Here is a 24,882-nt window from a genome sequence, read left to right on the forward strand (position 1 = left end):
TAAGACCTGGCGCCGCTGCCTGCGGCGCAATGTGGAGGTAGCATGAGTCACTTTCTGGACCGCCTGAAATTTTTTAGCAAGCCCGCCGAGCCGTTTTCCAACGGCCATGGCACTGTGGTCGACGAAGACCGTACCTGGGAAAACGCCTACCGCCAGCGCTGGCAGCACGACAAGATCGTGCGCTCCACGCATGGCGTGAACTGTACCGGCTCGTGCAGCTGGAAGGTGTATGTCAAGAATGGCCTGATCACCTGGGAAACCCAGCAAACCGATTACCCGCGCACGCGGCCCGACCTGCCGAACCACGAACCGCGCGGCTGCCCGCGCGGCGCCAGCTATTCCTGGTATGTGTATTCGGCCCAGCGCGTGAAATACCCGATGGTGCGTGGCCGCCTGATGGAAATGTGGCGCGAAGCGCGCAAGACCATGGATCCCGTCACGGCCTGGGACTGGATCAGCCAGGACCCCGTGCGCTCGCAGCAGTACAAATCCATCCGCGGCCTGGGCGGCTTCGTGCGCGCCACTTGGGACGAATCGAATGAAATCATCGCCGCCGCGAATGCGCTGACGATCAAGAAATACGGCCCGGACCGCGTTGTCGGCTTTTCGCCGATTCCCGCCATGTCCATGGTCAGCTACGCTTCCGGCACGCGCTACCTGTCGCTGATCGGCGGCGTGGCCCTGAGCTTCTACGACTGGTACTGCGACTTGCCGCCGGCCAGCCCGCAAGTGTGGGGCGAGCAGACGGACGTGCCGGAGTCGGCCGACTGGTACAACTCGACCTATCTGATGGTGTGGGGCTCGAACGTGCCGATGACGCGCACGCCGGATGCCCACTTCTACACGGAAGTGCGCTACAAGGGCACGAAAACCGTGGCCATCTCGCCCGACTACGGCGAAATGGTGAAGTTCGGCGACATCTGGCTGGCGCCGAAGCAGGGTACGGATGCCGCGCTGGCGCTGGCCATGGGCCACGTCATCCTCAAGGAATTCCATTCGGAAGGGCAGAGCGCCTACTTCCGCGACTATGCGCGCCAGTACACGGACTTCCCAATGCTGGTGCTGCTCAAGGAGCATAACGGCACCCTGGTGCCCGACTACTTCCTGCGCGCTTCGCACCTGGACAACAACCTCGACGAAACCAACAACCCGGAATGGAAAACCCTGGTCATCGATGAAACCACGGGTGCGATCACGGCGCCGGCCGGCTCCATCGGCTTCCGCTGGGGCGAGTCGGGCAAGTGGAACCTGGAGCAGAAGGCCGGCGGCAGCGGCGCGCCCATCGTGCCGATGCTCTCCATGATCAACGACAGCGACGCCGTCACGGAAGTGGGCTTCGCCTACTTCGGCGGCAAGGACGCGTCCGACATGCTGCTGCGCAAGGTGCCGGTGAAAACCATCCGCCTGGCTGACGGCACGACGGGCCTCGTCACCACCGTGTTCGACCTGACCCTGGCCAACTACGGCATCGACCGTGGCCTGGGCGGTGAAAACGTGGCCGAGAGCTATGACGACGACGTGCCGTACACCCCCGCGTGGCAGGAGAAGCACACGGGCGTGAAGCGCGCCGACGTCATCACCGTGGCGCGCCAGTTCGCGGAAAACGCGGACCAGACGCGCGGCAAGAGCATGGTGATCGTGGGCGCCGGCCTGAATCACTGGTACCACATGGACATGACGTACCGCGGCATCATCAACATGCTGATGATGTGCGGCTGTATCGGCCAGTCGGGCGGCGGCTGGGCGCATTACGTGGGCCAGGAAAAACTGCGTCCGCAAACGGGCTGGACGCCTCTGGCATTCGCCCAGGACTGGGTGCGCCCGATGCGCCAGATGAACGGTACCTCGTTCTTCTATGCCCACACGAGCCAGTGGCGCCACGAAAAGCTGGAAACGGGCGACATCGCCTCGCCATCGGCGGCCGGCGGCACGGGCGACCTGACCCTGCTCGACTACAACGCCAAGGCCGAGCGCATGGGCTGGCTGCCTTCGGCGCCGCAGCTGCAGACCAATCCGCTGGAAGTGGCCAAGGCCGCCAAGGCGGCAGGGCAGGCACCCGCCGCGTATGCGCTTGACCAGATCAAGGCGGGCCAGCTGCAGTTCTCGTGCGACGATCCGGACAATCCGGCCAACTTCCCGCGCAATATGTTCGTCTGGCGCTCGAACATCCTCGGCAGCTCGGGCAAGGGGCACGAGTACTTCCTGAAATACCTGCTCGGCACGCAGAACGGCTTGCTCAGCGATGAAGACGACTGCATCACGCCGAAGCAGGTGAAGGTGCGCCCGGCCGCCGAAGGCAAGCTCGATCTGCTGGTGGTGCTGGATTTCCGCATGTCGACCACGTGTCTGTATGGCGACGTGGTGCTGCCGACGGCCACCTGGTACGAAAAGGATGACTTGAACACCTCGGACATGCATCCGTTCATTCATCCGCTGTCCGAAGCCGTGCAGCCGCTGTGGCAATCGAAGTCGGACTGGGAAATCTATAAGGGGCTGGCCGAGAAATTCTCGGAAATCGGCGGCGAACTGCTGGGCACCCAGCAAGACATCATCCTCACGCCGCTGATGCACGATACCCCGGGCGAACTGGGCCAGCCTTTCGATCCCAAGGACTGGCGCTCCGGCGAATGCGATGCGATTCCCGGCAAGACCATGCCGAACATGACGGTGGTCGAGCGCAATTACCGCGACGTCTACAAGAAGTTCACTTCGATCGGGCCGCTGCTGGAAACCATCGGCAATGGCGGCAAGGGCATTTCCTGGAAAACGGGGCATGAAGTGGACGTACTGCGCGGCATCAACCGCACGGTGCTGGAAGAAGGCGTGTCGCAGGGCCAGCCGCGCCTCGATACGGCCATCGATGCGGCCGAGATGATCCTGTCGCTGGCGCCGGAAACGAATGGCCACGTGGCCGTGAAAGCCTGGGCCGCGCTGTCCGCCATCACGGGACGCGAGCATACCCACCTGGCGCTGCCGCGCGAGCATGACAGCATCCGCTTCCGCGATGTGCAGGCGCAGCCGCGCAAGATCATTTCCTCGCCCACCTGGTCGGGCCTGGAAAGCGAAGAAGTCAGCTACACGGCCGGCTATACGAACGTGCATGAACTGATCCCATGGCGCACCCTGACGGGCCGCCAGCAGTTCTACCAGGATCACCTGTGGATGCGCGACTTCGGCGAGGGCCTGTGCGTGTACAAGCCGGCGATTAACACGAAGACGACGGAAGCGCTGCTGGGCACCAAGCCGAACGGCAACAAGGAACTGGCGCTGAACTTTTTGACGCCGCACCAGAAGTGGGGCATCCACTCCACGTATTCGGACAACCTGCGCATGCTGACCCTGTCGCGCGGCGGACCGCACGTGTGGCTGTCGGAGACGGACGCGCAAGCTGCCGGCATCGTCGACAACGACTGGATCGAAGTCTTCAACGTGAATGGCAGCCTGACGGCGCGCGCCATCGTCAGCCAGCGCATCCCGGCCGGCATGACGATGATGTACCACGCCCAGGAAAAGATCATCAACGTGCCTGGCGCCGAGATGACGGGCAAGCGGGGCGGCATCCATAACTCGGTGACGCGTGCCGTGCCCAAGCCGACGCACATGATCGGCGGCTATGCCCAGCTGGCCTACGGTTTCAATTACTACGGCACGGTGGGTTCCAACCGCGATGAATTCGTATTGGTGCGCAAGATGAACAAGGTTGACTGGCTCGAAGGGCCATTGGAAACAGAAGACGGGAGCATGGTATGAAAATCAGAGCGCAAATCGGCATGGTGCTGAACCTGGACAAGTGCATCGGCTGCCACACCTGTTCCGTCACCTGTAAGAACGTGTGGACCAGCCGCGACGGCGTCGAATACGCATGGTTCAACAACGTCGAAACCAAGCCCGGTATCGGCTATCCGAAGCAGTGGGAAAACCAGGACAAGTGGAACGGCGGCTGGCGCCGCACGGACGCGGGCAAGATCGAGCCGCGCCAGGGCAGCCGCCTGAAAATCCTGGCCAATATCTTCGCCAACCCGAACCTGCCGGCCATCGACGAGTACTACGAGCCGTTCACCTACGACTACGAGCACCTGCAAAGCGCGCCGCTGTCGCAGACGCCGCCGACGGCCCGTCCGATCTCCGTGCTGACGGGGAAAAAGATGGAGAAAATCGAGTGGGGCCCGAACTGGGAAGATGACTTGGGCGGCGAGTTTGCCCAGCGCAGCAAGGACAAGCTGTTCGACAACATGCAGAAGGAGATGTACGGCACGTTCGAAAATACCTTCATGATGTACTTGCCGCGCCTGTGCGAGCATTGCCTCAACCCGACGTGCGTGGCGTCTTGCCCGTCCGGCTCCGTGTACAAGCGCGAAGACGACGGCATCGTGCTGATCGACCAGGACAAGTGCCGCGGCTGGCGCATGTGCATCTCCGGTTGCCCGTACAAGAAGATTTACTACAATTGGTCTTCCGGCAAGGCGGAGAAGTGCACCTTCTGCTTCCCGCGCATCGAAGCTGGCCAGCCTACCGTGTGCTCGGAAACGTGCGTGGGCCGCATCCGCTACCTGGGCGTGCTGCTGTACGACGCCGACAAGATCGAGGCTGCCGCCTCCGTGCCGCAGGAGCAGGACCTGTACCAGGCGCAATTGGACCTGTTCCTCGATCCGCACGACCCGGCCATCATCGCCGAGGCGCGCCGCCAGGGCATCCCTGACCTTTGGCTCGATGCTGCCGTCAAGTCGCCCGTCTACAAGATGGCCGTCGAGTGGAAGGTGGCGTTCCCGCTGCATCCCGAATACCGCACCTTGCCGATGGTGTGGTACGTGCCGCCCCTGTCGCCGATCCAGGCTGCGGCCGAATCGGGCAAGCTGGGCGTGAACGGCATGCTGCCGGACACGCAAAGCCTGCGCATTCCGGTGCAGTACCTGGCCAATCTGCTGACGGCCGGCGACCAGCCGCCCATCGTCTCGGCGCTGGACCGCATGCTGGCCATGCGTGCCTACATGCGCAGCAAGACCGTCGAGAAGGTGGAAAACCTCACGGTGCTGAAACAGGTGGGCTTGAGCAAGGCGCAGGTGGAGGACATGTACCACATCATGGCCATCGCCAATTACGAAGACCGCTTCGTCATCCCCAGCAGCCACAAGGAAATGGCCGAGGACAGCTTCAACGAGAAGGGTTCGTGCGGCTTCAGCTTCGGCAATGGCTGCTCGGACGGCACCAGCGAGCCGACCTTGTTCGGCAAGAAAAAGCACGGTTCGGCCATCTTCATGCAGATGCCGAAGTCGCGCAAAACGGCGCCAGGCGCTTAAGGAGCTCATATGGAACACGCTATGCATCACTACCAAGTCCTTTCTCGCCTGCTGCTGTATCCCGAGCCGGAGCTGATCGCGCACCTGCCGCAGCTCGACGCCGCGCTGGCGGCCGTGCCGGAGCAGCACGCGCTGCTGCGGCCCTTGCTGGCGCACCTGGAAAGCAGCAGCCTGATCGACCTGCAGCAGCAGTACGTGGCCACCTTCGACCGCAATCCGTCGCACTCGCTGCACCTGTTCGAGCATATCCACGGCGAATCGCGCGACCGGGGCCAGGCCATGGTCGACCTGATGGAGGAATACAAGCGCCACGGCCTGCAAATGGTGGGCGACGACTTGCCCGACTTCGTGCCGCTGTTCCTGGAGTTTCTGGCGCAGCTCGACGAGGCAGTCTCGGCGCCGCTGCTGGGCGACGCCGTCCACGTGCTGGCGCACATCGGCCGCAAGCTGACGGCCAACGGCAGCCCTTACGCGCCCGTCTTCACGGTGCTCGAACGCCTGAGCCCCGTGGCGGCAGAAATGCTGGCAGAACCGCCGGTGCGCGACATGGACGAAGCGCTGGAAACCTTCGGTCCCGGTGCGGACGGCGTCGAGCCCTTGCTGCGTCAAGGTCCGGGCCAAGTTCCGGGCGGCGTCCATCCCGTGCATTTTCACCCGCAGCCGCGGCGCGCAGCTTGAACCGCGCCCGCATGAGGAGAGTACATCATGAGTAATTACTTGCATCAATTTGTGTATGGCATTTATCCATACATCGCGCTGGCCATCTTTTTCCTGGGAAGCCTGATCCGTTTCGACCGCGAGCAATACACGTGGAAGTCCGATTCCAGCCAGCTGCTGCACCGCGGCAGCCTGCGCCTGGGCAATATCCTGTTCCACATCGGCATCATCGGCCTGCTGTTTGGCCATGCGGCCGGCTTGCTGACCCCCGTCTGGGTGTGGGATACGCTGGGGGTGTCGCATAGCCTGAAGCAGGGCGTGGCCATGGCGGCCGGCGGCGTGATGGGCGGCCTGTGCCTGGCCGGCATCCTGATCCTGCTGGCGCGCCGCTTCGGCAATGCACGGCTGCGCGCCGTCACCACGGCCGGCGACAAGCTGGTGATGCTGTGGATCTTGCTGACCTTGCTGCTGGGCCTGTCGTCGATTTTTGTGTCGGCTTCGCACATGGATGGCCACATGATGGTCTTGCTGATGAACTGGGCGCAGCACATCGTGACTTTCCGCGGCGACGCGGCCAGCTTCATCGTCGATGCGCCGCTGGTGTTCAAGCTGCACCTGTTCATGGGCATGTCGCTGTTCGTCATCTTCCCGTTCACCCGCCTGGTGCACGTGTGGAGCGGCTTTGGCGCCATCGGCTATCTGGGCCGCGCTTACCAGTTGGTTCGCCGCCGTTAAGAAAGGAGCAACATCATGGGAATCTCCGTCAATGGCATCGATATCGACGATGCCGACATCGCGCAGGAATTGCCGCATCACGATGGCGCCGGCAATCCGCTGAAACAGGCCGTGCATGAACTGGTGCTGCGCCGGCTGCTGCAAGACGAAGCGCAGCGCCTCGGCGTGCAGGGCGGCAGTGACGATGCCCGCATTGAGGCGCTGTTCGAGCAGGAAGTGCGCGTGCCGCCCGCCGACGATGCGGCTTGCCGCACCTTTTATGCGCAGCGCCCGCAGCTGTTTCGCAGCGGGGCGCTGGTCGAGGCGCGCCACATCCTGTTCCAGGTGACGCCGGAAGCGCCCCTGGAGCTGCTGCGCACGACGGCGCAAGCCGTGCTCGACGCCCTGAAACTGGCGCCCGAGCGCTTCGCCGAACTGGCGGCGCAGTACTCGAACTGCCCGTCGGGCGCCCTGGGCGGGAGCCTGGGCCAGCTGTCGCCGGGCCAGAGCGTGCCGGAATTTGACGCGCTCGTGTTCCGCCTGGAAGAGGGCGCGCTGGCTGGCCACTTGCTGGAAACGCGCTTCGGCTACCACATCGTGCAGGTGCAGCGCCGGGTCGAAGGCCAGGCCATCCCGTACGAAGCGGTACAGGCGCAGATCGCCGACCGCCTGTCGCGGGCGGCGTGGCAGCGCGCCGTGCACCAGTATCTGCATTTGCTGGTGGGGCGCGCCGACATTGCCGGCATCGAGCTCGAAGGCACAGCCAGTCCGCTGGTTCAGTAAGTAGAAATGCGTAGCTAAAAAGGCGTAGGCCGCTAGGCCTTCTGGGGCACAGCCAGATCGTGCCCCAGCCTTTACAATCACGGAAGAATCAGGAGTAGCGTCATGGGTAGCGTCAAGTTGCAGGACCGTTTTGGCCGTTCGATCGATTATGTGCGGCTGTCCGTTACCGACCGATGCGACTTGCGTTGCAGTTATTGCATGCCCAAGGGCTTTCGCGGCTTCGAGGAGCCGAAGGACTGGCTGACGTTCGACGAGATCGAGCGCCTGCTGGGCATTTTTGTGCGCCTCGGCACGCGCCGCGTGCGCCTGACGGGCGGCGAACCCCTGTTGCGGCGCAACCTGCCCGAGCTGGCGCAAAAGCTGTCCGCGCTGCCCGGTCTGGACGACCTGTCGCTGTCGACCAACGCCACCCAATTGGGCAAGCACGCCGTGGCCTTGCGCGCGGCGGGCGTGGACCGCATCAACGTCAGCCTCGATTCGCTCGACCGCGCCTGCATGCAGCAGATCACGGGGCGCGACAGCCTGCAGCCCATTCTCGATGGCCTGGTGGCGGGCAAGGCGGCCGGTTTCGACCCGATCAAGATCAATATGGTGGCCATGCGCGGCATCAACGACGGCCAGATCGAGGCCATGGCGGCCTTCTGCATCGAGCAGCAGTTCATCCTGCGCCTGATCGAAGCCATGCCGATGGGCAGTACGGGCCGCAATGCCAGCTACATGCCGCTGGGCCCCGTGCGCGAGCGCCTGGCAGCCCGTTTTGGCCTGGTGCCGCAGGCGATGGAACTGGGTGGCGGACCGGCGCGCTATCTGGCGACGCAAGACGGACGCTCGAGTATCGGCTTCATTACGCCCATGTCGCAGCATTTTTGCGCCACCTGCAACCGCGTGCGCCTGTCCGTCGATGGTACCCTGTACCTGTGCCTCGGGCAGGAAGAGAAATTCGCCTTTGGTCCCATGCTGCGCGGCGGGGCCACGGATGCGCAGATCGAAGCGGCGATCCGCGCCGCCATCGAACTCAAGCCGCAGCAGCATGATTTCAATTCGCAGCCGGACAAAATCGTGCGCTTCATGGCGCAGACGGGCGGCTGAGACAGTTTGCATTTACATTCAAGGGCGGTATGAAATTCAAGGCGATGTTTTCCTCGTGGCAGAAGCTGTCGACCAAGATCGTCGGCGCGCTGCTGCTCATGCTGGTGCTGGCCCTGAGCGCCATCGGCTGCACCCTGTTCCTGTCGTGGCAGCTCGAAGGCAGTTCGGCCGCCATCAATGAAACGGGCCGGCTGCGCATGCAGACTTACCGCCTGACCCTGCTGCTTGCCAGCGACGCCGGCGAACAGGCGCGCCAGCAGGTGCTGCTGATCGACGAAACCCTGGCCAAGATCGGCCACGGCGACCCGCAGCGCCCCTTGTTCCTGCCTCCCAGCACGGCCATCAAATCCGAATTCGAGCGCATCGGCACCGCCTGGCGCGGCGCCTTGCGCCCGGCCGCGCTGGCGGCCGATTCCGCTGCGCGCGCGCGCCAGTTCGAGCATGACGCCGATACCTTCGTCGGCCAGGTCGATCAATTGGTGCGCCTGATCGAGCACGATAGCGAACAGCGCACCTTCTGGCTGCGCGCCTCGCAGCTGATCCTCGTCGGCATGGCCGTCATCGGCACGGTCAGCATGATTTACCTGATGTTCATGCTCATCATCGAGCCGGTGACGCGCCTGCGCCTGGGCATGCAGCGCATGAAGGAGCGCGATTTCAGCGTGCGCCTGGCTGTCGAGAGCAATGACGAATTCGGCCAGCTGGCCAGTGGCTTCAACCAGATGGCCGACCGCCTGCAGGCGCTGTACGGCAACCTGGAAGAGGGCGTGCGCAGCAAGACGGCCACCCTCGAATATCGTAACCGCGAGCTGGCGCTGCTGTACGAAAGCGCGGCCTTTTTGCAGCGCCCGCAGCCCCTGGAAGACATTTGCGGCGGCTTCATGCAGCGCATCGTCGATTATTTCGAGGCCGACGGCTCCACCGTGCGCGTGCTCGACGCCGAGCGGGGCAACCTGCACATGGTGGTGCATACGGGCCTGTCCGAGGAACTGGTGGCGTCCGAACACTGCCTGAAGGTGGGCGACTGCCTGTGCGGCACGGCTGTCGAGATGAAGGTGGCGAAGGTGCACGACATGCGCCGCATCGACAAGGCGCACGAGCTGCGCTGCCACCGCGAAGGCTTTGCCACCGTTTCCGTCTTCCATATCCATGCGCATGAACAGCACCTGGGCTTCTTCAACCTGCATTTCCGCCATGCGCGCGTGTTTTCCGCGCGCGAGCTGGCCTTGCTGGAAACCCTGGGCCAGCTGCTGGGCATCGCGCTGGAAAACCTGCGCCTGGCCGCGCGCGAACGCGAAATGGCCATTTCCGAAGAGCGCAACCTGGTCGCGCAGGGCCTGCACGACAGCATCGCGCAAAGCCTTAATTTCCTCAACCTGCAGGTGCAGATGCTCGACGACTCCGTGCGCAATGCGCGTTTCGACGAGGTGGCGGGCATCGTGCCGGCCCTGCATGCGGGCGTGAAGGAAAGCTACGAGGACGTGCGCGAGCTGCTGGCCAACTTCCGCAGCCGTTTGATGGAGGATGACCTGATCGGCTCCCTGCGCGCGGCAATCGACAAATTCCGCCGCCAGACGGGCATCGACGCCGAGCTGCTGGCCGACGTCGACGGCGCGCCATTCCCCCGCGAGCAGCAATTGCAGTTATTATTCATCGTGCAGGAAGCGCTGTCGAACATCCGCAAGCACGCCCAGGCCAGCCACGTCGAGGTGCGTCTCGCCGATCACCAGGATTTTACGCTGACGATCAGCGACAATGGCGTCGGCTTCGACGCTGCCGCCGTGCTGGAAAAGGGCGACAGCCACGTCGGCATCCACATCATGCGCGAGCGCGCGCAGCGCATCGATGCCACGTTCGACGTGCACGCCTGTCCCGGCGGGGGCACGACCGTCGAACTGCATCTGTCGCGCGAGCAGCGCCGCGCCGCCTAAGCCACTATCAGAAAGTACAAAAAAATGGAGACTCCCGATAAACCGATCACCGTCATGCTGGTGGACGACCACGCGCTGTTCCGCAGCGGCATACGCTCGCTGCTGCAGCGGCACACGGAATTTTCCGTCGTGGGCGAGGCCGCCGATGGCGTGGAGGGCATCAAGCGCGCCATCCAGCTGCAGCCCGACGTGGTGCTGCTGGACCTGAACATGGCCGGCATGTCCGGCGTGGAAGCGCTGCAGCTGATGCAGCACGACTGTCCCGACACGGCCATCGTCATGCTCACCGTGTCGGAAGATGCGGAGGACCTGGCGACGGCCCTGCGCGCGGGCGCCTGCGGTTACCTGATCAAGAATATAGACGCCGACTACCTGGTGCGCGCCATTCGCCGCGCGGCCGCCGGCGAAGTCGTCATCGCTGAAGCCATGACGGGCAAGCTGGTGGCGCAACTGCAGGCGGGCACGCGGCGCGAGGAACCCGTGTCGGAGCTGGACAAGCTCACGCCCCGTGAAAAGGAAATCATCGATTGCCTGTCGCGCGGCGAAAGCAACAAGGGCATCGCCCGCACCCTGGACCTGGCTGAAAGCACGGTCAAGATCCACGTGCAGAACGTGCTGAAAAAACTCAACCTCACCAGCCGCGTGCAGGCGGCCGTGTACGCGGTCGAGCATCGCCAGGGCAAGTAGCCCGGTAGTTGGGGTCTGACCCGCCGGGCCGGACCCCATGGTTAATTGTCGCTATCTCTCTAGTCCTTTTTGCCGATGGCAGTTCCTGCGCTTTTAAAGTAGTATATTAAATATATCTTTAAAGGCGACTCCATCATGGCCATCACCCCGATCAGCGAACCTTCTTCCTCTCCCGCCGCCTCCGGCGCGGCGCCATGGCAAGCCGGCCACGCCGTCTGGCAACTGGGTTTCCGCCCGTTTTACCTGCTGGCGGCCGTGTTTGCGGCCATCGGCATACCACTGTGGCTGGCCAGCTATGCGGGATTGCTGCCGGGCGGTTTGCAGGTGGGCCTGGGCTGGCACATGCACGAGATGGTGTTTGGCTTTGCCGTGGCCGTCGTCGTGGGCTTCCTGTACACGGCGGGGCGCAACTGGACGGGCTTGCCCACGCCGCACGGTGTCCAGCTGATGGCGCTGGCGGGCCTGTGGCTGGCCGGGCGCGTGGCCATGCTGTGCGGCCCCGGCCTTCTGGCGGCGCTGGTGGACTGGCTGTTCCTGCCGCTGGCCGCCTGGCCCCTGTACCAGGTGTTGCGCCGCTCTGGCAATACGCGCAACCTGTTCCTCGTCGGTCTGCTGGCCTTGCTGGCGCTGGCCAATGGCCTGTTCCACGCGGCTGAGCTTGGCTGGCTGCCGCTGTCGCTATTCCTGCCCGTGCAGGCGGCCATTTTCATCATCGTGCTGATCGAATCGGTGATCGGCGCGCGCGTCATTCCCATGTTTACGCGCAATGGTGCGCCGGGCAGCACGCCCGTGGCCAGTCCGCAGCGGGCCCTGATCGCCGTGGCCTGCATGGCGGCCGCCGCCATCGCGTGGCTGGCCGGTGCGCCAGCCTGGCTGACGGCGCCGCTGGCGTTCTGTGCTGCCGGCGTGTCGCTGGCCAACCTGCTGGCCTGGCAGCCGCAGCGCACCCTGCGCGTGCCGCTGCTGTGGATACTGCACCTGTCGTATGCGTGGATCGGCATCGGCTTTGCGCTGCTGGGACTGGCCAGTCTCGGCCTGCTGCCGGCCAGCGCCGCGCTGCACGCGCTGACCGTGGGCTCGATGGCGGGCCTGATCATCGGCATGATGACGCGCACCACCCTGGGCCATACGGGCCGTCCACTGAGGGGCGGCCGGGCGGAAGCGGCGATGTACTGGCTGATCCAGCTGGGCACGCTGGCGCGCCTGCTGGCCGCTGCCGGTCCCGCCGCGCTGGCCATGCCGCTGCTGCTGGCGGCCGGCGCGTGCTGGTCGCTGGCCTTTGGCCTGTATGCGTGCGTGTATGCGCCCTATCTGTGGCGCGCCAGGGTGGATGGGCGCGAAGGCTAAGCTGGTATCAGGACGGGCGCCAGGCCAGCAGCTTCCTGATTTCCGGCACCCAGTACGACAGCGATTCGCCCACGACGAATAGCAGCATGCCCAGCATGAAGGCTTTCAACAGCAGATCCCTGCACCAGATCATGGCGTCTCCTGAATTTTCATATTGGCAAGTTTATCATTGGCATGCGCTGCCATGTTGCGTTTCTGGCATGGCTGCCTGGCCAGGCGCCGGCGCCTGTGCCGTGTATGCGGCGGCGGCATCGATGGCGTGTGCCAGCGCCTGCTCCAGCGTGTCGAGCGCGGCGGCCGCGTCCTTGCCGGCGTGGAGCAGCTGCTCCGCGCGCTGGGCCGCGTGCAGGGTGGCGGGCAGGGCGAGGCTGCCCGCCACGCCGGCCAGCTTGTGCGCCAGCGCGGCGGCGTCGCCGCGCGCATTGGCCGCCAGCAGGGCGCGCATGGTGGCGACCGTGTTGTGGTAGGTGGCGCCAAAGCGCGACAGGTGCTGGCGGTAGGGCGCTTCGTCGAGCCACTGGGCCAGTCCTTGCGCCAGGTCGATCACGGGTGCCGTGCCGGATGGCGGCACGGGCATCGCCGCCGCGCTGATGGCTGGCGGCAGGGCCGGCAAGCCTTGTGCATGGCGCCGGTGCACGCGCGCGACCAGGGCGATGGTCTGCGGCACGTCGAATGGCTTGCTGATGAAATGGTTCATGCCCGCTTCCAGCGCCGCCGTCTGCTGCGTCTGGAATGCGCCCGCCGTCAGCGCCACCACGGGCAGGTCGTGGAATTGCGGCAGCTGGCGCAGCGCGCGCGTGGCTTGCAAGCCATCCATGACGGGCATCTGCACGTCCATCAGCACGATGTCGACGTCATCCGGGTGATCCAGCAGCCAGTCCAGCGCCTGGCGTCCATCGCAGGCGAACGCGGGCAGGGCTCCCTGGTCGCGCAGGATATGGTTCACCACGTCGCGGTTGATTTCGCTGTCGTCGACCACCAGCACGCGCACGCCGGCGAGCTGGCGTTCCTCCAGCGCCGCATGGCTGGCATCGAGGCCGGCCAGTTCGGCGCGCCGCTGGCGCGCATCCATCGTTGCGTTGTACAGGCTGGAGGCCGTGACGGGTTCGTTGAGGATGGCATCGGCGGGATTGTCCGGATCGGTATGGCGCCGCGCGGGCGCCGTGGCCGGCGCGCCGCTGGCCGCCACGATGACGACGGGGCAATCCTGCGGCGGCAAGTGCTCGCGCAGCGCGCGCGCGACGGCTTCGCCATCCATGTCCGGCAGGTGCGCGGCCAGCAGGACGACGCCGGGCCGCGCGCCTTCGGCGCAGGCAAGAGCGTAGTCGAGCGCCGCCTCGCCGCCGGCGACCGCATGCACGCTCCAGCCCAGGCCTTGCGCCACGGCGCCGACCGTCGCGCGCGTGGCGGCGTTGCCGTCGGCCAACAGCACGTGCAGGCCCTGCATGTCGGGCATGCCGCGCGCGCGCGCGGGCATCAGCTGCAGCGGCGCCGTGAAACTGAATTCGCTGCCCTGGCCCAGCGTGCTTTTCAGGCGCAGGGCGCCTCCCATCAGACGCACCAGCTGGCGGCAGATGGTCAGGCCCAGGCCCGTGCCGCCGAAGCGGCGCGTGGTCGAGGTGTCGGCCTGGGTGAAGGCGGAAAAGATCGTTTCCTGCACTTCGGGGGCGATGCCGATGCCCGTGTCGCGCACGCAAAAGCGCAGCACGGCGACATCGCCATCGCGGCTTTCCAGCGCCGTGTGCAGCTCGACCGTGCCCTGCGCCGTGAACTTGATGGCGTTGCTGGTGAGGTTGACCAGCACCTGTTCCAGCCGCAGCGCATCGCCCAGCACATGGTCGATGCCGTCGGGCAGGGGGCCGATGCGCACGGCGATGGGCTTGTCATGCACAGCCACGCCCATGCTGGCGGCGATCTTGTCGATCACCTCGGCCAGGCGGAACGGCGCCTGCTCCAGGTGCATATGGCCCGCCTCGATTTTCGACACGTCGAGCACATCGTTGATAATGCCGAGCAGCGACTGGCCGGCGGCGCGGATCTTGCGGGCCATCAGCAGCGCCTCGCCATCGAGGCCGCCTCTTTCCAGCAGCCAGGCCATGCCGAGGATGGCATTCAGGGGCGAGCGGATTTCATGGCTCATGTTGGCGAGGAATTCGGCCTTGCTGCGGTTGGCCGCCTCGGCCCCGTCGCGCGCCAGCAGCATGGCTTCCTCGGCCTGTTTTTGCGCGGATATGTCCTGCACGAAGATCAGCGTTGCCGGCCCGTCCTTGAGCATCACGCGGGCCGTCGTCTTGAGGATGGGCACGGGCCGTCCCTGCTTGTCCAGGCCGACGGCTTCGAAGACCTGCTCGCTGGCGGAATCGGCTTCGATCAGCGCCTCGCTGCTCGCCAGCGCCGCCTGCGATTCTGCCGTGAGCATGCTGCGCCACGGCAGGCCGCTCAAGTCGTCCTCGAGGGCGTAGCCGTGCAAGTGGCGGTAGCGGGGGTTCGAATAGACGAAGCGGCCATGGCGCAGGATGGCGATGGCCAGCGGCGCATCCTCGATCAGCGTGCGAAAGCGCGTTTCGCTGTCCGACACGGCCTGCATGGCCTGCCGCGCGCTTTCCTGCTGCGCGTGCCAGGCGGCCAGGTGCCGCCGGCGCCGCTGGCTCCAGTACAGCAGCGCGCTGCCGGTGGCGGCCAGGATGGCGAAGAAAATGGCATAGCCGGTTGCCTGGCGCCGCAGCGGGGCGGCGATGGCCGCTTCCTCGCGGCTCAGGCCGATGATCAGCGCGCGGTCCATGTGCAGCGCCGGCGGCGCGATCGTGGCCATGGCCATCATGCGCGGCGGGCTGGCGGGCTGGCCGGGCACCATCACACCGTCGAGCACCGCCGATGGCTGGCCGCTGTCGCGCAGGCGCCGCAGGAAGCTGCCGGGCACGTCCAGGTTGCTGCCGTCGACGGCGCCCTTGGCCGGGTAGTTGAGGAACTGGTGGCCGTCGCCGTGCAGCACCACGGCCCACACGTCGCCCGCATACATGGCGGTGCGGAACTTGCCCGTGAAATATTCGGGATCGAAGGTCGCCATCACCAGGCCGGCGAAGCGGCCCTGCCGGTCCGGCACCATGCGCGCGGCCGTCATCACGAGGTCGTTCCTGAACGAGCGGAAGGGCGGCGACAGGTACAGCATGTGCGCGTCGGGCGCGTCGCGCACCGTCTGGAAGTAGCCGCGGCGCGAAAAATCCTGTTGCATCAACTCCGGGATATTCGTGGCGAGGGGCTTGCCGCTGGCGTCGAGCACCAGCATGGTGCGCACGCCGGGCATGGCGTCGACCAGGGCGGTCAGGCGCCGGGGCAGGGCCTGGCTGGCGCCCGTTTCCGCCGCAGGGCCGAGAAAGTCGCGGATCACGCCTTCGAGCACCAGGTTGGTGGCGGCCAGGTCGACTTCGATATTCTTTGCCAGCAGCGCCGTCAGCACCTCCAGCCGCTCGCGTTCCGCCGCCGCGTGCCGCGTGGCTTCGGCGAGGTGCAGATACGCCAGGGTGACGCCGATGACCAGCAGTCCGAGGAGAAAAAAAAGCCACTCAATCAGTCGTCTGTGCACTGCGTCGCCACCTGGTAGTCGGATCATGTGACGATGCTATACCGTATAGGGGAGAAGAACAACTTTCCCTGTGACTACTCAGCCGATAGTGTGGTCAATTTGTCGAAGTGGCCCACCGGCTGCGCCGTGTCGGCCAGCGGCAGGTACAGGCTGAATACGGCACCCTGGCCCGGCGCCGATTCCACCGCGATGCGTCCGCCCATCAGGACCGCCAGGTGGCTGGCGATGGCCAGGCCCAGCCCGGCGCCGCCATGCGCGCGGCTGGGCGTGTCGTCCGCCTGCGAGAATTTCTCGAAGATGCTGGCCTGCTGCGCCTGCGCGATGCCGACGCCCGTGTCGCACACGGCGATGCGCAGCTGGCCGACGTGGCGCGCCACGCGCACGTCGATGCGTCCGGCGGGCGTGAAGCGCAGCGCGTTGTCGAGCAGGATGGCGAGCAGGCGCACCAGGCGCGGGCGGTCGCAAACGAGGTGCGACGGCGTATCGGCGGCGGCGCACCAGGCCAGGGCGATGCCCTGCTCCGCCGCGCGCTGGCGGAACGGCGCCAGCGCCTGGGCCAGCACGCCGGGCAGCGGCTCCACCGCGCACTTGAGCCTGAGCTGGCCGCCCTCGAGGGCACTCAGTTCCATGGTCGCCTCGACCAGCGCCAGCAGCTGGCGGCCGCTGGCGCGTATGGCCTGCGCGTGGCTGGCCAGCCCGGGCTGCGGCTGCAGCTGCTCCAGCAGCAGGTCGGAAAAGCCGAGGATGCCGTTGAGCGGCGTGCGCAGCTCATGCGACATGTTCGACAGGAAGCGCGACTTCGCTTCGCTGGCGGCGATGGCCCTGGCGCGGCTGTCGATCAGGCGCCCGATCAGCAGCACCAGCGCGGCCCACGACAGCACGATCAGCGCGCTGGTGACGGCCGCCATCAGCAGCGCCTGCTCGCGGCGCGAAGCGTAGTCGGCCAGCACCGTGTCGCGGTCCAGGCCGATCAGCATGTAGAGCGGATAGTGCGCCAGCTTTTCAAACGCGTAGTAGCGCAGGGTGCCGTCGATGGGGCTGCGCTGCAGGAAGCTGCCGCGCGTCTTGCCGCGCATCTGCGCGAACAGGGCGCTGTCGCCGACGTCCTGGCCGATGGTGTTGACGCTGCCGACGCGGCGCGCCCGCATCACGCCATCGGTGCCGATGAGGGCGATGGAGCTGTTCTTGCCCAGGTCGACCTCGTCATACAGGCGCGTGAAGTAATACGGATCCATCGACGCCACCACCACGCCCTTGAAGCTGCCATCGGGGTGATTGATGCGCCGCGTCAGCTGGATCGACCATTTTTTCGACACGCGGCCCAGCACGGGCTTGCTGATGTAGAGTTCGCCGCTGTCGCCGCGCACGTGCACCTGGAAGTGCTCGCGGTCGGCCAGGTTGGTGGGTTTGAACGGCTTGCTCGTCAGTACGGTGTCGCCCCGCTCGTTGACGATACTGAACAGGTTATACAGGGGGCCGGGATTGAGCCCCTGCTGCAGGTCGGTGACGATGTCGAGCTTGTCTCCCAGCGCATTGTAGCGCCCGCGCAGGTAAGTGACGGCCTGGTCGGCCCCTTCGATGGTGCGTATCGCATGTTCGTCGAAGACCCGCGCCATGCTGCGCGCATCGCGCTGGGCGTCGGCGATGGCCCGCTCGTGGGCGTGGTCGAGTTGCCGCAGCGTAACGCCCCACAGGCCGGCCAGCAGCAGGGCCACGAAAAACGACAGCAGGATGCGCGTGTCCAGGCGTTCCCAAGGCAGGGCCTGCCATTTCAATCGTGGTGTGATGTCGTGCCGCATGCCGCCTCCCACAGTAGTCGGCCCGTGACGGCCGCCGCGATGGCGGACCTGGACACGGACTGCATTGCTCTCTGCGATCAATTATATCGAATATAAATGATTTCATCGATAAAATTGAATTATTTGTGGTAAGTGTTGTATTTGAACGCTGCGCCTAGGATGCGGCCTGGCGTGCCAGCCAGTGTTCCACCAGCTCGCGCAACTGGGCCGCCGTGAAGGGTTTGGACAGGTAAGCGTCCATGCCGGCATCCATGCAGCGCTGCCTGTCGTCGTCGGTGACGCCCGCCGTCAGGGCGATGACGGGGGTGCGCGCGGCGCCGCTGCGCAGTTCGCGCGCGCGCAGCGTCTGGCAAGCCTGGTAGCCATCCATGACGGGCATCATGCAATCCATCAGCACCAGGTCGTAGCGCTGTGCCGCCAGGGCCAGCAGGCCCAGCTCGCCGTTTTCCGCCGTATCGATGGCGTAGCCGCGCCCGCCCAGCTGCAGGCAGACCAGCTGGCGGTTCAGCGCCGTGTCCTCGACCAGCAGGATGCGGGCCGCGGGCGCGGACTCCGGCTCCGGCGTCGGCGCAGGGGCGGGCGGTGCTGGCGGCGCGGCAGGCGGCGCGGCGCACGCATCGTCCTGCGGCACGCCAGCCGGGGCGGCCGGGCCGCACGGGATGCGCACGGTGAAGCGCGAGCCGGCGCCGGGCGTGCTGTCGCAGCCGATCTCGCCGCCCAGCAGTCCGGCCAGCTGCTGGCAGATGGCCAGTCCCAGTCCCGTGCCGCCATATGCGCCGCTGATGCTGGCGTCGGCCTGGCAGTAGGGCTGGAAGACGCGGCCCAGCTGCTCGGGCGTCATGCCGATGCCGGCGTCGCTGACGCGGAACAGGAGGGCGGCCGTGCCGGGGCTGTCCGGAGCGCCAGGCGCCAGCTGCAGGCTCACCGTCACCTGTCCCGACGCCGTGAACTTGATGGCGTTGCCGACCAGGTTGCCCAGTATTTGCGCGATGCGCGTGCGGTCCGAGCACACCTGCCGCGGCACGCGCGGGTCCACCTCGGCCACCAGCTGCAAGCCTTTGCGGTCCGCCTGTGCGCGGTGCAGCGCCAGCAGGTCGTCGAGCAGCTGGCGCGGGTCGAAGTCGCGCAGTTCCACGCCCATCTGGCCCGCCTCGGCCTTGGACAGGTCGAGAATGTCGTTGAGTATGTGCATCAGGTCGTGCACGCCGTTGCTGACGTTGGCCGCATAGTGGCGCTGCGTCGCATCGAGCGGGGTTTCCAGCAGCAGTTCGGCCATGCCGGCGATGCCGGCCATCGGCGTGCGGATTTCATGGCTCATGATGGCCAGGAAGCGCGACTTGGCGGCATTGGCCGCTTCCGCGTGCGCCTGCAGCGCCAGCGCCTGGGCCGTGTCGCGCTCGCGGCGCCGCAGCAGGCCCATGATCAGCGCCACGGCCAGCGCCACCGCCAGCAGGCTGACCAGCGCCGCCCCGCCCATGGTGCGCAGCATGCGGCGCCAGCCCGCCAGGTAGACTTCGTCCGTGACGGTGACGTTGACGGCCAGCGGATAGTCGCGCACCAGGCGGATGCCGGCCAGGCGGTCGACGGGGCGGCCCTGTTCGGCCGCGCGCGGCAAGTCCACCTGCAGCACGCCATGCGTCTTGCCCTGTTCCAGCAGGCGGTAGGTACTGCCCGTCAGGTTGCGCTTGCCCATCATGGCGGGGGCGGCTGGCCAGCGCGCCAGCAGGGTGTAGTCGCTGCGGTACAGGGAAAAGGCCGTATGCTCGCCGATGCTCGTGTTCTGGAAGAATTTGCTGAAGAAGTCGCACGACAGGCCCACCAGGATCACGCCCAGGAAGCGGCCGTCCGGCCCGCTGATGCGCCGGCTGATATAGAAGGTCCAGGCGCCGTTGCCCTTGTTTTGCACGGGCGCGCTGACGTGCATGCCGCCGTCCGGGTGGCGGCGGTGGTAATCGAAGTAATCGCGCTCGTCGAGGCGGATGGGCGGTGCGGGAAAGGCGCGGCTGAAGACCAGCACGGCGCCGTCGCCGCCCACGATGGACACCACGTCCACTTGCGGCACGCCGCCGATCTTGTGCCGCAGCATCTGGTGCATGGCCTGGTTGCCGGCGGTGGCGGCCAGCGCGGCTCCGTCGGCCGGGGCGGCTGCCTGCACTTCGTTGCTGACGCTGTCGAGCACGAGGCGCGCCGCCGTCATGCTTTGCGCCGTGTTTTCCGCCAGCAGCAGCGACAGGTTGGACAGATCCCGTTTCCAGTCTTCGACGGCTTCGCGGTGCAGCAGCATGCCGGAGATGACGATGCACAGCGCCAGCAGGCCCACCAGCGCCAGGCCGGCCACGGCTGCCGTGGTGCGCGGCGGATAGCGGTGGACCAGGCGCAGGATGGCCCGGCGCGCATTCATGCCTGTGCGCCCGTGTAGTCAAGCATGCTGCGGCGTACCTCCTGTTCCACCGCGCCGAGCAGCGCCGCCGTTTCTGCGAGCCAGCCGGGCGCCGCCACGCCCTGGTGGCGCACCAGCTGCTCCAGTTCCGCCAGGCGCGCCGTCAGCGCGCGGGCGCCCAGCAGGGCCACCGTGCCGCGCAGGGTATGGCAGGCATGCACGATGGCTTGCGCCGCGCCGCCGCGCACGGCCTGCTCCACGCGCGCGTACATGGCCGGCGACGTGTCCAGATAGGTCTGGGACAGGGCGCGGAACATCTCCAGGTCATGGCCGGTGGCCTGGAACAGCACGGCGGGATCGATGTGGCGATAGGCTGGCATGCTGGACTCCCGGACAAAGGTGGTGAACTAGGCGGCCAGGCTGTTGCGCCGCGCATGGCCGGCGCAGCAGGCGCGCAGATAGCCGCGCAGCTCGTCGTAATTGACGGGTTTGGCAAAGAACACCACGCCGGGCGGCACGCCGCCGCGTTCTTCGAGTTCCTCCGACGTCAGGCTCGACAGCATGGCGATATGCATCTCCGCCAGCAGCGGATCGGCCAGGATGGTGCGGATCACCTCGTAGCCGTCGATGCCTTCCATGACGATGTCGGCCAGCAGGATGTCGGGCTGGTCGCGGGCGATTTCCATCAGCGCCTGGTAGCCGTTCTCGCAAAAGCGCAATGCCGCCTGCAAGCCCCAGGAGCCGATCTGCTTTTCATACAGCGCGCGCTCGATCGGATTGTCTTCGATTACCAGGATGGAGGGCGGACGGCCTGATGGGGCGGGGCGGCTGGCGCGCGCCGCGCGCTGGTCCTGGCCCGGCTGGCCGGGATTGCCCTTGTAGGCCTCGACGGCCGCGAGGGGAATGCGCCGGTGGCCGCCCTTGGTTTTCCAGGCTTCGATTACGCCTGCCTCGACCAGTTGCTGTACCGATGTCACCGAAATACCGAGGATTTCGGCGGCCTTTTGGGTAGTGCAAACGTCTGCAGTGTGCATGATGGACTTTATGGTCGCGGATGAAGTTGAAGGGAATGATACGCAATCGCGCTCAAAAAATCAATTTCAACGAATTAGATGAATTCACTAAAAACCTGGCCGGTGGCGGGCCGGGGCCTGGTGCGCGTGCGGCAAGTGGCGACATGGGCGGGCGCTGCCAGGATCTCGCGCCATTCGCTCCACTCGGCGTTGCTGTGGCGTAGCAGGGTTTCCATGTGTTCTGCGTCCAGGCCCAGTACCCGCGCAGCGGCCAGGGCCGGCCCGCGCGGCCCCGCACCATTGTGCAGTATCAAGTCGGCGAAACTGCTGGCCAGCTTCAGCAGCCAGGCCAGGTCCGTCATGTGCCCGGCACGCCCGAAGCCGGGCGGCGCGGCATGGCAGCGCACGGCGTCGCACAGGATCTCCGGCATGCCCCAGCCCCGCATGAGGCTGGCCGACAGGGCCAGCCGGTGGTGGCCGAAGCGCCGCGACTCCGCGCACAGCAGCCGGGCGCCGGCAGCGTCGCCATGCTGGGCCAGCAGTTGTCCATATTCCTGCGGATGCAAGGTGGCCAGGGCCAGCTGGCCGCAGTTGGCCAGCAAGCCGCAGCTGTACAGCTCATCGGCCGGCGCCAGCTGCAGCGCGTCGCCCGCCACGCGGGCGGCGCACGCCATGGCCAGCGAGTGCGACCAGAAGCGCTGCGCGTCGAAATGCGCGCAGGTGGCCGCTGGCGGGGCCGGGGCGGCGATCGCCTCGCGCAGGGCGGGCAGGCCGATGGCCTCCAGCAGCGCGGCGTTGACTGCAGCATGCATGCGTTCGCCCGGTGGCACGCCGGCATTCGCCAGGCCGATGACCTTGCCGGTCAGGGCCGGATCGCAGCCTATCTGTTCGGCGAGCTCATCGAGCGGAACCTGCTGCTGGCAGCGGCTCGCCAGCCAGTGCTGGCGCCAGGCGGGCGAAGGCAGGATGGCGCCGCCGAGCAAGCCTGCCAGGTCGATGTGCGCGCTCATGGCCGGCTCCCGATGTCGCTATAGTCATCGGCTTGCGCCGTGCCCGTTTGCAGGGCCGTGACGGCTTGCGACAGCGCATCGAGCGCCATCAGCAGATCCGCATGCAGGAGGCGCAGCGCGCCGATATCGTTGGAGAAGCCCGCATGCACGGCCTGGCGCGCCAGCGCCTGCAAGGGAAGCAGTCCCATGGCCTGGCTGCCGTCGAGAATTTCCTGCGCCAGCACGCGTGCGGGGGCGGCCCGCTCGCAGCGCAGCGCATGGGCGATGCCGGCCAGGCGGTCGCGCGTCTCGGCCACGAACAGGGCCAGGATCTCGCCCTGCAGGCGCCGGTCGTAACCGAACATCGCGTCGAGCCGGGCCGCCTCGAAGGGCGGCGTGTCCGCTGCCCTGGGCGCCGGCGGCGGTGCGCTGTCAGCCGCCTTGGCCGGCGGGGCCGCTTTGCGCGTTTGCAGCAGCTGATGCAGATCGGGCGGCGTGCCGCCTGCGGCCGGCGCGCGGCCGGCATGGCGCCAGCGGGTACGGCGCCAGAGCAGGGCGGCCAGCAGCAACAGCAGGCCCGCCAGCGCCAGCGCCGGGCGCATCAGCGAGAGGTCTTCGCAGCGAAGGAAGGGGTGGATGGAGAGTAAGGCGTTCATGACAGTGCTCCAGTACGGACGATGCTTGTTATCTTGCGTGATGGCAGACCTAAAATACTTCCCAGTCGCCGGAGTCGGCCACCGCCGGGGCCGTGCCCTTGGACTGGCCCGGGGCAGGCGTGGCGACCAGTTTGAGCGACGCCTTGCGCTGTGCCGGCCGCGGGGCGGCAGGCGCGCGGGGCGCTTGAGGCGGCGCTGGCCGGGCCGCCGCGCCGGCTTGCCCGTGCGCCAGCTTGAAGGTCCCCACCACGCCGGCCAGGATGCCCGCCTGCTCCTGCAGCGATTGCGATGCCGCCGCCGCCTCTTCGACCAGGGCCGCATTCTGCTGCGTGACTTCATCCATTTGCGTGATGGCGCGGTTGATTTCCTCGATGCCCGTGCTTTGTTCCACGCTGGCGGCCGAGATTTCGCTGACGATGTCGGTGACGCTGCGCACCGTGTCGACCACTTCCGTCATGGCCTCGCCGGCCTGCCGGACCAGCTTGCCGCCTTGTCCCACCTGTTGCACGGAGTCGCCGATGAGTGTCTTGATTTCCTTGGCTGCCGCCGCCGAACGGTGCGCCAGGTTGCGCACTTCGGTCGCCACGACGGCAAAGCCGCGCCCCTGTTCCCCGGCGCGCGCCGCTTCCACGGCCGCATTCAGGGCCAGGATATTCGTCTGGAAGGCGATGCCGTCGATGACGCCGATGATGTCGGCGATCTTGTTGGACGCACTGTCGATCGCTTCCATGGTGCGGATGACGTCGTTCATCACCTGGCCGCCCCGTTGCGCCTTGTCCGAAGCGCTGACCGCCATTTGCTGGGCCTGGCGGGCATTGTCCGCGTTCTGCCGCACGGTGGCCGTCAGTTCTTCCATGGCCGAGGCGGTTTCTTCCAGCGAGCCGGCCTGTTGTTCCGTGCGCGCCGACAGGTCCAGGTTGCCCATTGCGATCTCACCCGACGCGGTGCTGATGGTGTCCGTGCCGGAGCGCACTTCGGACACGATGCGCACCAGGCTCCCGCTCATCTCCGCCATGGCGTTCATCAGCTGGCCCACCTCGTCGTTCGAGGTGGCGCTGATTTGTGCGCTGAGGTCGCCGCCGGCGATGGTGCGGGCCACGCCGATGGCGCTCTCGAGCGAAGAGGCGATGCGCCGCGCCAGCAGCAGGCCCATGCCGGCCACCAGCGCCGTCACGGCCAGGGCCAGGCCGAGCGAAATCCAGCGCGCGCTGGCCGCGGTGGCGGCGCCCTCGGCGGCTCCCCTGGTGGCCAGGCTTTCGTTGTAGCGGTGGTGGGCGGCGAGGGCATCGACCAGTTCCTTGATGACGGGCTGGCTCTGCATCAGAAAGTCGCGCGCCGCGTCGAGTTCTCCCGCCTTCGACAGTGCCAGTACCTTGTCGCGTACGGCGTCGTAGTGCTGCAGCACGGCGCGGTCCGCGGCCAGCAGTGCTTTATCTTGCTCATCGGAAAGGTTTTCTTTTTCATACTTGTCGAGCGCCTGGCCGACTGCCGCGCGCGCTTCCTTGATGCCCGCTTCCAGGGCGTCGCGCCTGGCGGCATCCTTGCTGGCCATGTGTTGCCAGACGGCCGTGCGCATCTGTGCGAACGGCACGAAAGCCTGGTTCAGGGTCAGCAGGCTGGGAACGGTGTTGACGGTGGCATAGCTGGCCGCCGTGTACACGCGATTCATCTGGTAGATGCCAAAGCCCGTCAGGGCGGCCAATCCCAGGACGACGGCAAGGATCAATAAGTACAGGCGTTTGGCAATAGTCATGATGGGGACCGCTCCAATGAAGTGAAATTCACGAAAAGTGCTTGTTTTCGATGTTTTTTCCATTCTACGATAAAAATATGTTTTATTCGAGAAATTTGTTGTTGATTTATTTTATTCAATGATTTTCATCAAAATCACACTGCTGTATCTGGCTTGACGGTCAGTTCGTGTATAAAAAGCCACACGGCACGCGGCGCGCGCTCT

Annotated in this window: 18 protein-coding genes; 9 read left to right on the plus strand and 9 right to left on the minus strand. The window is 66.2% G+C overall.

Annotated elements, in window-relative coordinates; genetic code table 11:
• Positions 1-42: 42 nt before the first annotated feature.
• The 9 genes from AC07X6_RS02440 (at position 43) to AC07X6_RS02480 (ending at position 12,505) form a co-directional block, all read left to right on the plus strand.
• The gene (locus AC07X6_RS02440; RefSeq protein ID WP_494789980.1) at positions 43-3,750 is read left to right on the plus strand and encodes a nitrate reductase subunit alpha; all 3,708 of its coding nucleotides are present in this window, start codon (positions 43-45) and stop codon (positions 3,748-3,750) included.
• Complete coding sequence (narH, locus tag AC07X6_RS02445) at positions 3,747-5,297, plus strand: nitrate reductase subunit beta (protein WP_494789981.1); 1,551 nt, start codon at positions 3,747-3,749, stop codon at positions 5,295-5,297. Before AC07X6_RS02440 ends, narH begins: the two co-directional genes overlap by 4 nt.
• A 21-nt stretch (positions 5,298-5,318) precedes the next feature.
• Positions 5,319-5,975, plus strand: a complete 657-nt coding sequence (gene narJ / locus AC07X6_RS02450) for a nitrate reductase molybdenum cofactor assembly chaperone (RefSeq protein WP_494789982.1) — start codon at positions 5,319-5,321, stop codon at positions 5,973-5,975.
• Between the two features lie 27 nt (positions 5,976-6,002).
• Positions 6,003-6,689, plus strand: coding sequence for a respiratory nitrate reductase subunit gamma (narI, locus tag AC07X6_RS02455; protein ID WP_494789983.1), 687 nt, complete (start codon positions 6,003-6,005; stop codon positions 6,687-6,689).
• Between the two features lie 15 nt (positions 6,690-6,704).
• Positions 6,705-7,451 carry a peptidylprolyl isomerase gene (locus tag AC07X6_RS02460; protein WP_494789984.1) on the plus strand — a complete coding sequence of 249 codons (747 nt, stop codon included), beginning with the start codon at positions 6,705-6,707 and terminating at the stop codon, positions 7,449-7,451.
• Positions 7,452-7,553: 102 nt separating this feature from the next.
• Positions 7,554-8,540: a GTP 3',8-cyclase MoaA gene (moaA, locus tag AC07X6_RS02465; protein WP_494789985.1), complete on the plus strand. Its 987-nt coding sequence runs from the start codon at positions 7,554-7,556 to the stop codon at positions 8,538-8,540.
• Positions 8,541-8,569: 29 nt separating this feature from the next.
• Positions 8,570-10,471 (plus strand): type IV pili methyl-accepting chemotaxis transducer N-terminal domain-containing protein, encoded by a 1,902-nt coding sequence (locus tag AC07X6_RS02470; RefSeq protein ID WP_494789986.1) that lies wholly within the window; start codon positions 8,570-8,572, stop codon positions 10,469-10,471.
• 24 nt (positions 10,472-10,495) lie between these two features.
• Entirely contained in the window at positions 10,496-11,158 is a 663-nt protein-coding gene (locus tag AC07X6_RS02475) for a response regulator (protein ID WP_086147379.1), read from the plus strand.
• A 135-nt stretch (positions 11,159-11,293) separates the two neighbouring features.
• Positions 11,294-12,505 (plus strand): NnrS family protein, encoded by a 1,212-nt coding sequence (locus AC07X6_RS02480; RefSeq protein ID WP_494789987.1) that lies wholly within the window; start codon positions 11,294-11,296, stop codon positions 12,503-12,505.
• 7 nt (positions 12,506-12,512) lie between these two features.
• On the opposite strand, the gene AC07X6_RS02485 is transcribed toward AC07X6_RS02480, so the two are convergent.
• From AC07X6_RS02485 to AC07X6_RS02525, 9 genes are all read right to left on the minus strand, one after another.
• Positions 12,513-12,638, minus strand: a complete 126-nt coding sequence (locus AC07X6_RS02485) for a hypothetical protein (RefSeq protein WP_494789988.1) — start codon at positions 12,636-12,638, stop codon at positions 12,513-12,515.
• Positions 12,639-12,671: 33 nt separating this feature from the next.
• A complete protein-coding gene (locus AC07X6_RS02490; RefSeq protein ID WP_494789989.1) occupies positions 12,672-16,088 on the minus strand; it encodes a response regulator in 3,417 nt (1,138 codons plus the stop codon).
• A 74-nt stretch (positions 16,089-16,162) separates the two neighbouring features.
• The gene (locus AC07X6_RS02495) at positions 16,163-17,887 is read right to left on the minus strand and encodes a sensor histidine kinase (RefSeq protein ID WP_494789990.1); all 1,725 of its coding nucleotides are present in this window, start codon (positions 17,885-17,887) and stop codon (positions 16,163-16,165) included.
• Positions 17,888-18,041: 154 nt separating this feature from the next.
• Entirely contained in the window at positions 18,042-20,288 is a 2,247-nt protein-coding gene (locus AC07X6_RS02500; protein WP_494789991.1) for a hybrid sensor histidine kinase/response regulator, read from the minus strand.
• The gene (locus AC07X6_RS02505) at positions 20,285-20,647 is read right to left on the minus strand and encodes an Hpt domain-containing protein (RefSeq protein ID WP_230538222.1); all 363 of its coding nucleotides are present in this window, start codon (positions 20,645-20,647) and stop codon (positions 20,285-20,287) included. The genes AC07X6_RS02500 and AC07X6_RS02505 overlap by 4 nt, the downstream gene beginning before the upstream one ends.
• 27 nt (positions 20,648-20,674) lie before the next feature.
• Positions 20,675-21,301, minus strand: coding sequence for a response regulator (locus AC07X6_RS02510; RefSeq protein WP_230538221.1), 627 nt, complete (start codon positions 21,299-21,301; stop codon positions 20,675-20,677).
• A 74-nt stretch (positions 21,302-21,375) separates the two neighbouring features.
• Complete coding sequence (locus AC07X6_RS02515; protein ID WP_494789992.1) at positions 21,376-22,290, minus strand: HDOD domain-containing protein; 915 nt, start codon at positions 22,288-22,290, stop codon at positions 21,376-21,378.
• Positions 22,287-22,925, minus strand: a complete 639-nt coding sequence (locus AC07X6_RS02520; protein WP_230538219.1) for a hypothetical protein — start codon at positions 22,923-22,925, stop codon at positions 22,287-22,289. Before AC07X6_RS02520 ends, AC07X6_RS02515 begins: the two co-directional genes overlap by 4 nt.
• A 49-nt stretch (positions 22,926-22,974) precedes the next feature.
• Positions 22,975-24,678 carry a methyl-accepting chemotaxis protein gene (locus tag AC07X6_RS02525; RefSeq protein ID WP_494789993.1) on the minus strand — a complete coding sequence of 568 codons (1,704 nt, stop codon included), beginning with the start codon at positions 24,676-24,678 and terminating at the stop codon, positions 22,975-22,977.
• Positions 24,679-24,882: the final 204 nt, after the last annotated feature.

The organism is Janthinobacterium sp. GW460-12-1-14-LB5 (assembly GCF_059423585.1).

What these genes read in the sequence shown, in the direction of transcription:
- AC07X6_RS02440 (WP_494789980.1), top strand. Translation starts at nt 43, where the DNA reads ATGAGTCACTTTCTGGACCGCCTGAAATTTTTTAGCAAGCCCGCCGAG.
- narH (WP_494789981.1), top strand. Translation starts at nt 3,747, where the DNA reads ATGAAAATCAGAGCGCAAATCGGCATGGTGCTGAACCTGGACAAGTGC.
- narJ (WP_494789982.1), top strand. Translation starts at nt 5,319, where the DNA reads ATGCATCACTACCAAGTCCTTTCTCGCCTGCTGCTGTATCCCGAGCCG.
- narI (WP_494789983.1), top strand. Translation starts at nt 6,003, where the DNA reads ATGAGTAATTACTTGCATCAATTTGTGTATGGCATTTATCCATACATC.
- AC07X6_RS02460 (WP_494789984.1), top strand. Translation starts at nt 6,705, where the DNA reads ATGGGAATCTCCGTCAATGGCATCGATATCGACGATGCCGACATCGCG.
- moaA (WP_494789985.1), top strand. Translation starts at nt 7,554, where the DNA reads ATGGGTAGCGTCAAGTTGCAGGACCGTTTTGGCCGTTCGATCGATTAT.
- AC07X6_RS02470 (WP_494789986.1), top strand. Translation starts at nt 8,570, where the DNA reads ATGAAATTCAAGGCGATGTTTTCCTCGTGGCAGAAGCTGTCGACCAAG.
- AC07X6_RS02475 (WP_086147379.1), top strand. Translation starts at nt 10,496, where the DNA reads ATGGAGACTCCCGATAAACCGATCACCGTCATGCTGGTGGACGACCAC.
- AC07X6_RS02480 (WP_494789987.1), top strand. Translation starts at nt 11,294, where the DNA reads ATGGCCATCACCCCGATCAGCGAACCTTCTTCCTCTCCCGCCGCCTCC.
- AC07X6_RS02485 (WP_494789988.1), bottom strand. Translation starts at nt 12,638, where the DNA reads ATGATCTGGTGCAGGGATCTGCTGTTGAAAGCCTTCATGCTGGGCATG.
- AC07X6_RS02495 (WP_494789990.1), bottom strand. Translation starts at nt 17,887, where the DNA reads ATGCGGCACGACATCACACCACGATTGAAATGGCAGGCCCTGCCTTGG.
- AC07X6_RS02500 (WP_494789991.1), bottom strand. Translation starts at nt 20,288, where the DNA reads ATGAATGCGCGCCGGGCCATCCTGCGCCTGGTCCACCGCTATCCGCCG.
- AC07X6_RS02505 (WP_230538222.1), bottom strand. Translation starts at nt 20,647, where the DNA reads ATGCCAGCCTATCGCCACATCGATCCCGCCGTGCTGTTCCAGGCCACC.
- AC07X6_RS02510 (WP_230538221.1), bottom strand. Translation starts at nt 21,301, where the DNA reads ATGCACACTGCAGACGTTTGCACTACCCAAAAGGCCGCCGAAATCCTC.
- AC07X6_RS02515 (WP_494789992.1), bottom strand. Translation starts at nt 22,290, where the DNA reads ATGAGCGCGCACATCGACCTGGCAGGCTTGCTCGGCGGCGCCATCCTG.
- AC07X6_RS02520 (WP_230538219.1), bottom strand. Translation starts at nt 22,925, where the DNA reads ATGAACGCCTTACTCTCCATCCACCCCTTCCTTCGCTGCGAAGACCTC.
- AC07X6_RS02525 (WP_494789993.1), bottom strand. Translation starts at nt 24,678, where the DNA reads ATGACTATTGCCAAACGCCTGTACTTATTGATCCTTGCCGTCGTCCTG.